The organism is Sinomicrobium oceani (genome assembly GCF_900119185.1).
GTDB lineage: Bacteria > Bacteroidota > Bacteroidia > Flavobacteriales > Flavobacteriaceae > Sinomicrobium > Sinomicrobium oceani.
This window is the reverse complement of record NZ_FPJE01000004.1, coordinates 200,878-215,689: the sequence shown is the minus strand read 5'-3', so window position 1 is coordinate 215,689 and position 14,812 is coordinate 200,878. Positions and strand designations below refer to the sequence as shown.

9 protein-coding genes are annotated in these 14,812 nt (G+C 45.3%); 1 reads left to right on the top strand and 8 read right to left on the bottom strand.

The genetic code is table 11. The annotated features are described in order from the left end of the window. Positions 1-45: 45 nt before the first annotated feature. Entirely contained in the window at positions 46-1,689 is a 1,644-nt protein-coding gene (locus BT112_RS05290; protein ID WP_072316329.1) for a RagB/SusD family nutrient uptake outer membrane protein, read from the bottom strand. Between the two features lie 11 nt (positions 1,690-1,700). After that, positions 1,701-4,691 carry a SusC/RagA family TonB-linked outer membrane protein gene (locus BT112_RS05285; RefSeq protein ID WP_072316328.1) on the bottom strand — a complete coding sequence of 997 codons (2,991 nt, stop codon included), beginning with the start codon at positions 4,689-4,691 and terminating at the stop codon, positions 1,701-1,703. Positions 4,692-5,330: 639 nt separating this feature from the next. Between BT112_RS05285 and BT112_RS05280 the strand changes: the two genes are divergently transcribed. Continuing rightward, positions 5,331-5,603: a helix-turn-helix domain-containing protein gene (locus BT112_RS05280; RefSeq protein ID WP_072316327.1), complete on the top strand. Its 273-nt coding sequence runs from the start codon at positions 5,331-5,333 to the stop codon at positions 5,601-5,603. 84 nt (positions 5,604-5,687) lie between these two features. On the opposite strand, the gene BT112_RS05275 is transcribed toward BT112_RS05280, so the two are convergent. From BT112_RS05275 to BT112_RS05250, 6 genes are all read right to left on the bottom strand, one after another. Further along, entirely contained in the window at positions 5,688-7,076 is a 1,389-nt protein-coding gene (locus tag BT112_RS05275; RefSeq protein WP_072316326.1) for an MBL fold metallo-hydrolase, read from the bottom strand. Positions 7,077-7,110: 34 nt separating this feature from the next. Next, complete coding sequence (locus BT112_RS05270; RefSeq protein ID WP_072316325.1) at positions 7,111-7,911, bottom strand: sulfite exporter TauE/SafE family protein; 801 nt, start codon at positions 7,909-7,911, stop codon at positions 7,111-7,113. Positions 7,912-8,039: 128 nt separating this feature from the next. Continuing rightward, positions 8,040-8,672 (bottom strand): Crp/Fnr family transcriptional regulator, encoded by a 633-nt coding sequence (locus BT112_RS05265; protein WP_072316324.1) that lies wholly within the window; start codon positions 8,670-8,672, stop codon positions 8,040-8,042. A gap of 44 nt (positions 8,673-8,716) precedes the next feature. Then, positions 8,717-9,895, bottom strand: coding sequence for an acyl-CoA dehydrogenase family protein (locus tag BT112_RS05260; RefSeq protein WP_072316323.1), 1,179 nt, complete (start codon positions 9,893-9,895; stop codon positions 8,717-8,719). A 200-nt stretch (positions 9,896-10,095) separates the two neighbouring features. Then, positions 10,096-12,492 carry a GH92 family glycosyl hydrolase gene (locus tag BT112_RS05255; RefSeq protein WP_083564798.1) on the bottom strand — a complete coding sequence of 799 codons (2,397 nt, stop codon included), beginning with the start codon at positions 12,490-12,492 and terminating at the stop codon, positions 10,096-10,098. Positions 12,493-12,501: 9 nt separating this feature from the next. Further along, positions 12,502-14,802, bottom strand: coding sequence for a GH92 family glycosyl hydrolase (locus BT112_RS05250; protein ID WP_072316322.1), 2,301 nt, complete (start codon positions 14,800-14,802; stop codon positions 12,502-12,504). Positions 14,803-14,812 lie beyond the last annotated feature (10 nt).

The following is a 14,812-nucleotide window of genomic DNA, read 5'->3' as shown; positions in this document are numbered from 1 at the left end:
AATAATAGGAGTGAGGCCGAGGTCTCACTCCTGTTCCGGAACCCCTTAATTTGATCTGGGATATCCGGGGTTTTGGTCTAACCCGGGGTTATTGGCCAATTGTGTTGATGGTATAGGATATAGCTCCCTGTTCGGATCGTTGGTAGGATCATGGTCCCACCAGGAAGCCGTAACAAACTTATCAAAACGAATAAGGTCAGTGCGTCGCTTCCCTTCAAAGATAAATTCTCTACCCCGTTCGGCGAGAAACTCGTCCATAGTCAAAGAGGCTACAGTATACCTGGCAGCAGGCCAGTCTTCTTCAGAAAACGCCCGCTTTCTGCTTTCATTGACGAGATCCACGGCCTCCTGCGTAGCCATTCCACCGTTCTTACGCATCAGCGCTTCTGCCTTATTAAAGTAGATCTCGGTAAGGCGATACAGGATATAATGATTTTCCTGATAGTTCTCGTCATCTATAGTCCCGGACTTATACTTGTGAAAACGTGCTCCGCTATTTTCTTCTCCCTCTGCCATACTTCCTTCACTGGTAGTATCCCCTTCACTTTCTCTTCTGATACTGTTTACATACACAAAGGGCTGATCGTTCCACTCTTCTGTTCCCAGAATAGGTTCGGTAGTACCGTACTTGTATTGCGGACCAAATAAAAACCACTCCTCTTTTCTGAGATCATTTTCGGCATAGGCATCAAAAGCGGAAGGTATGACTACAAAGGCATTCCATCCTCCATATCCCACATTCAACACTTCCTTAATATTATCGTATCCCATAAAAAAACCACCCCAGCTAAAGGTATTCCCACCTTCACGACTGTAGGCTAACTGAAAAAGATTTTCGGATGCATTTTTATTGGTATTGGAAAAGGTTTCAAGCAGATCGTCAGCCAATTGAGGTGCTCCGTTTATACCACCCGCTTCTCCGCTTATAATTTTGTCACAGGCAGCGATACATTCGTCCCACATGGCAGTTCCTACCCATTTTTCCGCATTGAGATATAACTCAGCGAGCATGGCATAGCCCGCAGTGGCACTGACACGGCCTACCATGGCTTCCGAATACGTCTGTAGCTGAGGCACATAAGTTTCGAGTTCTTCCTTTATAAATTCAAAAACCTCTGCTCTGGGCTGTGTCTTAGGATTGAGTGGTTCTGCTACTTTGACCACAATAGGAACATTGCCCCACAACTCCATGATCTTCATGTAATGGAATGCGCGGAGCACATAAAGTTCGGCAAGATATGAATCCATTTCTGCCGGCGTTATATCGAGAACCGAAGGATCTTCTATCGCCGTCAGATCTTCCAGAGCAGCATTAATATACCCCACTCCTGTCCATAAAAGTGTCCAGGCAGACCGCATTCTTCCTTCATTGCTGGTCCAGGTATGATAGTGTTGCCTGAAATGGTCTCCTCCATCATATCCATGACGCCCTTTCTGAGGCCATGCCAGCTGATCTGACGATAATTCGGAATGATAATAGTAACCGTTTTGTCCGGTGGGCGCAATCCATGCTGCCATATGTGTCATAGGCCGAAGAACAGCCTGCTGAACCTCAAGTTTATTTTTGTAAAAATTGTTCGCATACAATTCACTATATGCCGTTTCATCAAGGTCCGTACAGCCATTTACTCCGTATAATAATAATCCGCTTGCGAACACTAATATTGCTTTTCTTATATATTTTTTCATCATCGTCTTTTTTAGAATCCTACATTTAAACCTATCGTCCAGGATTTGGTCCTGGGATAAAAACTCCTTCCGTCGATTCCAGTGTCAAATCCGGTATCCTGAAGTTCCGGATCTATACCACTGTATCCTGTAAATGTCGCTATGTTTCTTCCGGTTATATATACTTTCAGGTGGCGGATATAATCTGTTTTCAGACGAAAATTATATCCCAGGGTGATATTATCCAGTTTCACGAAATCTCCTTTTTCCAGGTAATAATCGGAATATTGCGGATCATCATCGAGCTGATTGTTTCTGGTAATAGCACTTTTCAACAGGTTGTTGGGCAGCCATTTCTTATTTCCGAAGTACATATCTTTGGTATTGAGGATATCATAATCGAACTTTCCACGGAAGAAGATAGTCAGATCGAAATTTTTGTATGAAAACGTATTATTCAAAGATGCCTGATATCTGGGTACCCCGTTACCTATTATGGTGAGGTCGTCGTCATTCATCTCGGAAGCCAGTCCTGTCGAGCCGTCTGCCTTATGGAATAACCATTTTCCGTCATCGGTGAATCCGGCGAAACGCTTTCCGTAAAAATTTCCCACAGCCCCACCTTCTTCGAGCCGGATAGCATTCCCGAGGTTCCCCGGAGAAGGGAGTCCCCCGTATTCGAGCCAGGAAGCTTTAAAAACATCATTGGAAAGGCGTTCGAGTTTATTGACCTGCGAATTGGCGGCCAGATCTACACTCCACCTGAAATCTTCTTTATAGATCGGCGTGGCCGAAATTACAAGTTCTACCCCGCTGTTCTTTACGGTTCCCACATTGGTATAGATTCTATCCCGGACAAACGCAGGCTGTTGTGCCAGATAATCATTCAGCAGATCTACGGTACGCCTGTTATAGACATCGACCGATCCGGAAATCCGGTTATCCAGCAAACCAAAGTCCACCCCGAAATTCCACTCTTTCTTTTCCTCCCATTTAAGATCCGGGTTGGGATTTCTGGCAGCACCATACGTCTGGTAGTACACACCTCCCTGCGGATAGACTCCGCCGGTACTCAACGTCACCAGAGATTGATAATTGGGTATCCCCTGATTTCCGGTAACTCCATATCCGACACGCAATTTCAGATTGCTGATCTCCGGAATACGCTGCATAAACTCTTCCTCTCCAATTGCCCATCCTACAGATGCCGCCGGGAAGTTTCCCCACTTATGGTTTTTACCGAAACGGGACGATCCTTCACGACGGAGGATAAACTGCGCAAAATACCGTTCTTTAAAAGAATAATTGATCCGGCCGAAAAAGGCGATGAGTGTATTATCTTCCTTGAAGCTTCCCATACCCGGACGTGGCAACTGGGTGTTGTTTATTGCCGATCCCGAACCCAGGTTCCAATCCAGAAAGCCATCAGTGGTAAACCCATTGTTATTTACATAGAAGTTTTCCGTGGTTTCGTACTGGTAGCTGTATCCGGCCAGGGCCCCGATACGGTGTCCTTCACCGAATTCCCTGTTGAAGTTAATCGTAGACTCGAATGTTTTAGCCCAATTCAGATAATTGAATTTAGAAGCGTAAGCCATTCCCTGGTACTCCGAATTCTCTCTTTGGTCCCAGTCTTCGGTCGAACGGTAATGACGTGTATTATACATATTCCTGACATACGAACCAAAAGCAGAAATATTAAGTCCGTCCGTAATATCAAATGTCAGACGGGCATCACCTGAAAAGGTCTGCTGATTCCGTTCCAGTACGCGATTAACCAGTCTGGACAGGGGATTATAATTATTATATCCCTGTGTTTCATAAAAGGTCCCATCCTCATTGTAAATGGGGGCTGTGGGATTTCGTTGAATAGCCTGCTCGAAATCACTTCCTGTAGTACGCACCCAATCTCCGCTGCCCGACAATTCATATCCGCCCCCCAGCAGATTTGCTTTATTAAAATTGGCTGCCATATTAACCTGAAGGCTCAGCCTGTCTTTTAATCCCTTCTGGTTAATATTTATACGTCCTCCGAATTGTTCTCTACCGTTTTCTTTAGCAATACCGTTGGCGTCATTATAGTACAGGGAAGCTCTGTAATTTGTTTTTGCACTCCCCCCGGAAGCCGAGAAATTATGGTATTGACTCAGGTTATTTTTGTCTATCAGTTCGTCATACAGATCTGTACTGTATCCGAAATCCTGATTCTCCGAGATAATTCCCTCTGATATGAGTTCCCGAAACTCGGAAGCACTGAGGTAATCCGGTTTCCGGTCTACGAACTCTCGCTGAAAGTAATTGTTATATTCATAAACCGGATCTCCACTACGGCCTTTTTTTGTGGTAATAAGTATAACCCCGGCATTCCCCCGTGTACCGTAAATAGCCGCAGCTGATCCGTCTTTTAAAACATCGATCGATTCGATATCATCCTGCTGCAGAAGATCCAGGTTTCCCCCCGGTATCCCGTCTATAACAATAAGAGGTGTACGGGTCCCGCGGAGTGAAGAAATACCCCTGAGCTGAATAGATGCCCCCGAATTGGGATTATTACCCTGAGTACGCGTAATATTAAGCCCCGCTACTTTTCCCTGTATGAGATCCATAGGCGAACGTACCCCTCCCTGATTAAAGTCTTTTGCTTTTACCGAAGCAACTGCTGAGGTCACTTCCTTTTTTTTCAAAGTACCATACCCCACTACAATAACTTCATCAAGAGACTGCGTGTCTTCTTCTAAAGTAACATTAATACTGGTCCTCCCGTCCAAACGCACATTCATATCCTTATACCCCACATAAGTGATAAGCAATGTTGCATCCTCCGGTACGTTAGTAAGGGTGTACTGTCCGTCAAAATCGGTTTGTGTCCCGTTGGTTGTACCTTTTACAAGGATATTCGCTCCGGGCAAAGGCCCGTCTGCATCCGATACGGTCCCAGAGACCGTAATCTGAGCCTGTACTGCTCCGATACCCCAAAAAAGGGTCAAAAAGAGCATAAACTCTCGCTTTAGAATTGTCTTCATAATACATTAGTTTTAGTTGAAAAATTGATAAATATCTAAGGAAAGAAATCGCTAAAACGTTTTAGCTGTAAAACATGACTCGAGGGGTCAGTCGGTTTTGTTCGGTAAAACATCAGAAATTAACATTTCCTTAAGGCTTAGCTATTTTACTAAAAAAATAACATATACCAAAAAATAAAGTATAATTAACAATTAAATACTAATAATTACACTATTTATTTACACATAACACACTTCGACTTGATGAATGTATTCCACTGTTCTTCCCGAAGATTCCTGCTCTATGTCACAAAGAAATAATGCCTAATATCATTAAAGAGCATGAAAAATTATAACGGGAATATATGATGTATCAACACAAAGAGTTCCTGTTACAAAAAAAAGCTGCCCTTTTCAGAACAGCTTTTACCAACCGCTTCGTAAAGGACACCCATCCTTACTTATGAAGCGGCCCGCAGATCTTGTAAAAAGAACCACCCCGATTGGATCAGGCGGGACATAAGAACGTGTCCTCTACAATGACCGGCGTATCCAAACAACCTGCTTTTATATTGTTTTCCGGAGCCGGTAGTACGTCCTTTTTTGTGATAACGAAAACAAATATAAAGAAAAACTAACCATATATCGTTACAACCAGGTGTGGAAAATTTAGGAATTTCCACCTGTACTATGGATAAACAATCTTTTAATAATCTTCTGGGTGGCTTTATCCGGCGTAAACGGGAGGAAAAGAAACTTACACAATCCCAGCTCGCCTCAAGGGTAGGGAATAACTCCCAGAATATCTCTGCTATAGAACGCGGAAAGGTAAGTCCTACGATGTTCTGGTGTAGTGAAATCCTTGCACCCGCACTTCACATGACCTCTGCAGAATTCTTTACGGAATTCGACAAGCACCGGCAGAACTATTGATTCTATGAAAATACGATAGCAAAAAGGCCGTTCCCAACAGAAACGACCTTCATACGAATACGTCTTATGGAGTTGTAATTGTGCTTAACTCACTATTTCCACACCGCTTTCTTTGATGGCTCCGAAACCACCCGAAACATCTGCAAAATTGTGAATACCCCTGCTCTTTAAAATCGAAGCCGCAATCATGGAACGGTATCCTCCTGCACAGTGAATATAGAATCGTTCTCCCTCCGGGAATTCGGACAAATAATCATTGATATAATCCAGGGGAGTAAGGTGTGCTTTGGCTATGTGGCCGGCTTCAAACTCTGTTTCTTTACGAACATCGAACACCTCCACGTTTTCCTTTTCCCGAATATCTTTAAACGTTTCCGGACTTACGGAAGTGACAGTATCATAAGGTCTTCCTTCATTTTTCCACGCTTCGAACCCACCTTCAAGAAAACCCAGCGTATGGTCAAAACCTACACGCGATAACCTGGTTACGGTTTCTTCTTCCCTTCCCCTCGGGGTCACCAACAGTATGGGTTGGCGGGTATCCATGATCAGGGCTCCCACCCATGGGGCAAAGCCGCCATCGATACCTATAAAAACCGATCTTGGAATATGTCCCTTTTCAAATTCGGACTGGTGTCTTACATCGAGTACCACCGCGCCGGTTTCATTGGCCATAGCTTCGAAATCGGCGGGATTCAAAGGGCTTGCTCCCCGTTTCAGCACCTCATCGATATGAGCATAACCTTCTTTGTTCATCCTTACATTATCCGGAAAGTACTGCGGTGGCGGTAATAATCCATCGGTCACCTCCCTGATAAATTCTTCGCGGGTCATGTCTTCCCGGAGCGCATAGTTTACTTTTCTCTGATGACCCAGTGTATCCACCGTTTCCTTCATCATATTTTTACCACAGGCCGACCCCGCTCCATGTCCGGGATACACGATTACCTCGTCGTGCAACGGCATTATTTTTTGACGAAGACTGTCATATAGCAATCCGGCCAGTTCCTCCTGAGTCATATGTGCCGCTTTTTGTGCCAGGTCCGGTCGGCCCACATCTCCCAGAAAAAGCGTATCACCGCTGAAAATAGCATAATCTTTCCCTTCTTTGTCCCGGAGAAGATAGGTTGTACTCTCCATGGTATGTCCCGGAGTGTGCAACACTACAATAGTAAGTTCGCCCAGCGAAAATTCCTGCTGATCACGGGCTACCACGGCGTCAAATTCAGGTTTTGCGGTAGGTCCGTACACAATAGGCGCCCCGGTTTCTCTGGAAAGCGTGAGGTGCCCGCTTACAAAATCTGCATGAAAATGGGTCTCGAAAATGTACTTGATCCTCGCACCGTTTTTTTCCGCCTTTTCTATGTACGGATGTACTTCGCGCAACGGATCTATAATAGCGACCTCACCTTTGCTTTCGATGTAATATGCGCCCTGGGCCAGGCAGCCTGTATATATTTGCTCTACTTTCATATGCACAAATTTAATAGGTTGTTTTTAGTTCTGTTTACAAATGTGTAAATTCTTCGATAAGGATATAAACCGCCATAACCAACACAAACCAGCCAAACCCTTTTTTGAGTTTTTTTCCGTCTGCCCTGCCCGAAAGATAGCTTCCTGCAAATATGCCCAATACAGAAATCCCCGTAAAGGTCAGAAGTAGTGTCCAGTCGATTTCCATAACGCCGACATCCCCGGCAAATCCTATGATGGAATTTATGGATATGATCAATAGCGAGGTCGCTACGGCCTTTTTCATAGGGAGCCTCGCGAACAAAACCAGCGCCGGAATAATAAGAAATCCCCCTCCGGCACCGACAAAACCGGCTACGACACCTACCAGAATGCCTTCGAGAAAAAGAATATGGTAATGGTAGTTGGAAACGTTGGTAATGATGTTCCGCTTCTTGTTGCGAAGCATAGACACGGAAGTAATCAGCATGATAACAGCAAAAAACACCATAATCAGGTGATCTTTGGTGATCGCTATACCGCTTATGGAAAACAGGTCGTGCGGAATAGAAGGCATTACAAACCTTCTCATAATATACACCACCACAAAGGCAGGAAAGGCAAAAACAAAAGCTGTCCGTACCTGTACCAGTTTTTTCTTCATATTAATGAAGGCCCCGATGAGCGAAGAAACCCCTACTACAAAAAGTGAATAACCGGTGGCTGTGGCAGGGTTAACCCCCATAAGATACACCAGGACAGGCACTGTGAGGATCGAACCTCCACCCCCGATAAGCCCGAGTACTACACCTATGACCAAAGCTCCTGCAAAACCCGATATTTGGATGATATCCATAACCTTTATACTTATCTTATGACGCAAAAGTAGGATATCCGGAAAAGGTAATCGGTAACAAAGGTTACACGACACTGATGCAAATGCACACGTTGCCGAATGATCACCACATAGAGAAGGCTGCGGTATTAGAGGTCTATCACCTTGATACTGTTCCGGAACAATTGTATTTTCCCCTGGTTTTCCAGTTTTTTAAGTAGCCTGGATATCACAACTCTGGATGTATTGAGGTCTTGTGCTATTTCCTGATGTGTAGTCTGTATCACATCGTCCCTGGTGATCATGGCCTTGTCCCGGAGATGACGAAGTAGACGCTCGTCCATTTTCAGGAAAGCGATAGAGTCTATAGTATCGAGCATTTCCATAAGCCTGTCATGATAACTTTGCAGGATAAACTGGCGCCAGCTCTTATACGTCGCCATCCAGTTTTCCATTTTTTCTACCGGGATCATGATCAATGTCGTATCGGTTTCCGCAACCGCCCTGATCTCACTTTTCGCCATTCCAACACAACACGAAAGGGTCATGGCACAGGTATCGCCACGTTCTATGAAATAAAGTACCAATTCATTGCCTTTTTCGTCTTCACGAAGAATCTTTATGGCGCCATCCAGAATCAGCGGCATTCCTTTTATAGGTTCGCCGATATCCATAAGCTGAAAGCCTTCGGGCACTTTTTTCAATTGCCCGACATTGCTTATTCCCTCTAAAAGAGCGGGTTCGAAGAGGTAACCGTAATTTTGCTTCAAGGCTTCTATCATTTCTCTAATATAGGCAATAATCGGGTTTTCCGGCCAATGATTTTTTATTTGAATGCACTGAAACCGGTGATGTCCGCCCCTGTAATCAACAGGTGTATGTCGTGAGTTCCTTCGTAGGTAATAACGCTTTCGAGGTTCATCATGTGCCGCATAATGCTGTACTCCCCCGTAATTCCCATACCTCCGAGTACCTGCCTTGCTTCCCGTGCTATTTTTATGGCAATATCCACATTGTTCCGTTTTGCCATAGAGATTTGCGCCGTGGTCGCTTTTCCTTCATTACGCAATACCCCCAACCTCCAGGCCAGGAGCTGAGCTTTGGTTATCTCCGTGATCATCTCGGCCAGTTTCTTTTGCTGTAACTGTGTGGCTCCAATAGGCTTCCCAAATTGTACACGTTCTTTTGCGTACCGCAACGCGGTGTCATAACAATCCATCGCCGCCCCTACAGCACCCCAGGCGATCCCGTAACGTGCGGAATCGAGACATCCCAAAGGTGCACCGAGACCACTTTTTCCGGGTAAGATATTCGCTTTGGGGACCTTTACATTATCGAAGATAAGCTCCCCGGTAGCCGATGCCCGCAAAGACCATTTGTGATGGGTTTCTGGTGTGGAAAATCCTTCCATACCCCGCTCTACGATAAGTCCGTGAATCCGCTCCTGCTCATCTTTGGCCCAGACAATGGCTATATCTGCAAAAGGTGCGTTGGATATCCATAATTTGGCCCCGTTGAGCAATACATGATCTCCTTTGTCCTTGAAGTTGGTTACCATACCGGCCGGATTGGAACCGAAATCGGGTTCGGTAAGGCCAAAGCACCCCATAAACTTACCCGAAGCCAGTTTGGGCAGGTACTTTTTGCGTTGTTCTTCTGTTCCGTATTTCCATATCGGGTACATCACCAGCGACGACTGGACCGAAGCTGTAGACCGTATCCCACTGTCCCCTCTTTCGATTTCCTGCATGATAAGCCCGTAACTGATCTGATCCAGTCCGGCACCACCGTACTTTTCAGGAATATAGGGACCAAAAGCACCTATCTCTGCCAAACCACCAAGGAGGTGCTTCGGAAACTCGGCACGTTGTGCATAGTCTTCTATGACGGGAGATACCTCACGTTTCACCCATTCCCGGGAGGCCGAACGTACCAGTTTGTGTTCTTCGGTCAACAGGTCATCGAGCTGATAATAATCCGGGGATTCAAAGCGGTCTGATCTCATGTTCTTCGTATTCAATTACCTTTTCAAATATATCTAATCAAATATAACATTACAAAGGTTTATTGTTATATTTTAAATATTCACTCCATGAACGTTTGAAAATCATCTTTAAACGATCCGTAAGATACAACAATAAAAAAGCACCTCCCGTATTCAACTTCGGGAAGTGCTTTCCGACTATTCAACTATTAAAATTTCTGTTATCTGTACAGGTCTTCGCTCGGGGTGTCAGACATATAAAAAGTGAGTTTTCCGCCACCAAGAAGGTCTTCGTGCCTGAGAAACGGTTTCTGAAGCTCCTCGCCGTTAAATTCAACCTTTTGTACAAATACATTTTCTTCGGACTGGTTTTCTGCGGTAATTTCGAGTATGTTACCATTTTCCAAATGAATATTGGCATGCTTGACTGCCGGGCTTCCGAGCGCATAATCCTGGGATCCCGGCGCTACCGGATAAAAGCCCAGCGCACTGAAAATATACCAGGCGCTCATTTGTCCGAAATCGTCATTTCCGCCGAGACCATCTTCCCCGGTCCGGTACATTTTTCTTAGGATCATACGGATCTTGTCCTGTGATTTCCAGGGTGCATCCGTCCAGTTATAGAGATACACGACATGGTGCGAAGGCTCGTTACCATGTACGTAATTACCGATAATCCCTTCCCGGGTAATATCTTCTGTTTTTTCGAAGTACTTATCAGGTAATTCCATAGTAAACAACGAATCGAGGCGTTCGGAAAAACGGGCTTTTCCTCCCATCATATCGATCATGGTTGTCGGATCGTGCGGTACATACAAACTGTAATTCCAGGAATTCCCTTCGATAAAACCCTGTCCGTGCGTATCGAGCGGATCGAATGCTTTCTTAAAGCTTCCATCGCTGAGCCGGGGACGCATAAAGCCTGAAGCTTTATCGAAAACATTTTTATAGTTTTCGGACCTTTTGATAAATTCACGATAAACATCTTCTTTTCCCAGCTTTTTTGCGGCCTGTGCTATTGCCCAGTCATCATAGGCATATTCCAGAGTCTTGGATACGGATGCCCCGTTTTTATCTTCGGGCACATATCCCATATCCATATAATACTGTAATCCGTCGTAATATCTTGTACGTGCGGTCTGCACACAAGCATCCAGGGCATGATCTGCATCAAACCCGGTAGTATTTCCCTTCACAATAGCATCGGCAATGACAGACACACTGTGATAACCTATCATACACCAATTCTCATTGGCATAATGAGACCATACGGGAAGCATAGGATGAACACTCTGATCGTAATGCGCAAGCATGGACTGTACCATATCGCTGTTTCTCCGGGATTGTACCAGGTTGAACAGAGGATGTAAGGCCCGATAGGTATCCCAAAGCGAAAAACTGGTGTAGTTAGTAAAATTATCGGCCTGATGAACATTCATGTCCAGACCACGATATTTACCATCGACATCCATATATTCGGTAGGTCCCAGGAAAGCGTGATACATGGCCGTGTAAAAATTGACCATGTCTTCTTCGGAAACTGTCTCTACTACCGCTTTGTTAAGCTCTGTATTCCACTTTTCTCGCCCCTCTTTCTTCACTTTTTCGAAATCCCAATGCGGGATTTCGGTTTGCATATTATTTAATGCCCCCTCCGTACTTACGGGAGAGATAGCAAACTTTATCTTCACTTTTTCGCCCTTACCGGTTTTGAAATCGAAGTAAGTACGGAGCTTTTCGCCTGCCATTTCGGGGAAATTCTCATCCTGATCAAACTTTCTCCAGAATCCCTTGTACACATTGTCATCATACTTTTCCTGTCCGTACTTTACGAAAGGTTTACTGAACGACATCGCAAAATACACTTTCCTCGTCCGTGCCCACCCGTTGGTTTGCCGGAAACCGGTAACGAGCGTATCATTTTCTACACGCACGAATGTCCAGACATTCTTCTCGTCATAATTATAGATTCCTGCCATAAGATCGAGCACGATATGGGCTTCGTCCGACTCCGGAAATGTGTACTGATGCATCCCTACCCGGCTACTGGCCGTAAGTTCGGCCCGGATATCGTAATCCTGAAGGAGTACACTGTAATACGCCGGTTCTGCTTTTTCCGTATCATGGGAAAATGAAGAGCGATAACCGCGCTCCGGTTTGTCGGCAGTTCCCGGGTTTAATTGCAGTTTTCCCACCGTAGGCATGATCAGGAAGTCTCCGAGGTCGGAATGCCCGGTGCCGCTGAAGTGGGTATGACTGAATCCTACAATTGTCTTATCATCGTACTGGTACCCGGCACAATATTTATATACATCCGGATTGTACTTCCCATCCACAGCATACGGAATGGTATCGGTGTCCGGACTGAGCTGCACGCTTCCGAAGGGTACGGTAGCACCCGGATAGGTATGGCCCATTTTGGCCGTACCGATCATAGGGTCGACATAGCGTGCGAGATCTGCCACAGGGAAATTTTTTTCTTTTTTTACCGTTCTTGTTTCCTGCTTTTCCGCACAGCCGGCGATAAGCAATGAAGCGACAGTAAAAAAACCTGCCCACCCCTTTACGGAAAAGGGAGCGGACAGGGATTCTTTTTTAATTCTCACGTTTCGCAACATAGGTTCGGTTTATTGATTGGAAAGAGAATACGGAACATCCGTCTTCTTCACCCCTCTCGATTTATTGGGAGTATCCGACATCTCCATATCGATGACAGCACCTTTCATAAGCGCTTTATGGCTCAGCCAGTTTTTGGTATATTCCTTACCGTCTATATGCACCGTGTTGATATAACGATTGGTATCGCTGTTGGACGGTGCACTAATAATGATCTCCTTACCATTTTCGAGGGTCATCGTTATTTTACGAAACAAAGGAGCTCCCATCACATACTCGTCCGTTGCAGGACAAACCGGATAGAATCCCATTGCGGAAAATACATACCATGCCGAGGTCTGACCGTTGTCCTCATCTCCGCAATATCCGTCGGGAGTAGGCCTGTACATCCTTTCCATCGTCTCCCGGACCCAGTACTGGGCTTTCCAGGGTTCTCCGGCATAATTGTAAAGATAGATCATGTGCTGTATAGGCTGGTTACCGTGTGCATACTGCCCCATATTAGCTACCTGCATTTCGCGGATTTCATGAATCACCCCACCGTAATAACTTTCGTCAAAAACAGGAGGGAGCGAAAATACCTTATCCAACTGTCCGGTGAACTCCTTATTGCCCCCCATAAGATCTATAAGCCCTTGCACATCGTGGAATACGGACCATGTATAATGCCAGCTGTTCCCTTCGGTGAAGGCGTCTCCCCATTTAAAAGGATTAAAAGGTGTCATAAATTTGCCATCCTTATTCTTACCGCGCATCAGCTTGGTTTCCGGATCGAACAGTTTTTTGTAATTAAGGCTTCTCTTTTTGTATAATTCTATTTCCTTTTTGGGTTTTCCAAGTGCCTTTCCCAACTGATATATCGTAAAATCATCGTAGGCATACTCCAGCGTTCTTGCCGCATTTTCATTGATTCCCACATCATAGGGCACATACCCGAGCTTGCTATAATAATCTACTCCGGCACGACCTACTGCCGTAAGCGGTCCCGCATTATTGGCACCGTGTATAAGTGCTTCGTAAAGGGTTTCTATATCATATTTGTGCTTACCGTCTATTTTCAGGTAAGCATCGGAGACTACGGATGCGGAATTGTTCCCGATCATCACATTACGGAGTCCGGGGCTGGCCCACTCCGGCAGCCATCCGCTCTCTTTGTAGGCATTGGCCAGACCTTCCTGCATCTGTGCATTGAGTTCGGGATACATCAGGTTGAGAAAGGGAAAAAGTGAACGGAACGTATCCCAGAATCCCGTATCGGTAAACATGTATCCGGGAAGCACTTCTCCGTTATAAGGGCTGTAGTGTACTACTTCTCCGTTTTCATCATATTCGAAAAACTTTCTCGGAAATAATAAAGAGCGGTATAGACAGGAATAGAATGTCCGCATTTGTTCTACGGTACCTCCTTCTGCCTTGATACGTCCGAGTGCTTTATTCCATACGGCCCTTCCTTTTTCTTTTACGGTATCGAAATCGTCATTACCTATTTCCTCCAGGTTGCGAACAGCCTGTTCAAAACTGATGAATGAAGAGGCCACGCGTGCATTGACTGTTTCGCCCTTTCGGGTTTTGAACCCGATGACAGCACCTGCATGATCCGCTTGCATCTCCAGCGCATCCCCCAATGTATCACCATCGAAAGTCGATGTGATCTCAAAAGCTTTGTCGAATTCTATGACGAAGTAATTCTTGAAATTCTCCGGCACTCCTCCGCTGTTTCGGGTGGTATAACCGATTATTTTATTTTCTTCGGGGATGATCTTCACATACGATCCTTTATCAAAAGCATCTATAACAACATAAGAACTGTCGGTTTCCGGAAATGTAAAACGGAAACGTGCAGCCCGCTCGGTAGGAGCCAGTTCGGTAGTTACATCATGGTCGGCAAGGTAAACGCTGTAGTAATAAGGGGTTACCGTCTCCGCTTTATGCGAATACCAGCTTGCGCGTTCGTCTTCGTTAAAGCGCAGTTTTCCGGTAACAGGCATAATAGAAAACTGCCCGTAATCGTTCATCCAAGGTGAAGGCTGATGTGTTTGCTTGAATCCTCTTATTTTATCAGCGGTGTACATATACGCCCACCCGTCACCCATTTTACCGGTCTGGGGCGTCCAGAAATTCATTCCCCAGGGAAGGGCGATAGCCGGATATACATTACCGTTGGAAAGGCTGTATTTGGAGTCTGTCCCCATCAGCGGACTTGCCCAGTCTACGGGATTGTTCACCTTATCCACCATCACGGTCTGTGCCCGTACGGTATGGAACACAGCAAACACGGTGAAAAGAACTGTTGTTAAAAATATCTTCTTCATAGGAGGTTAA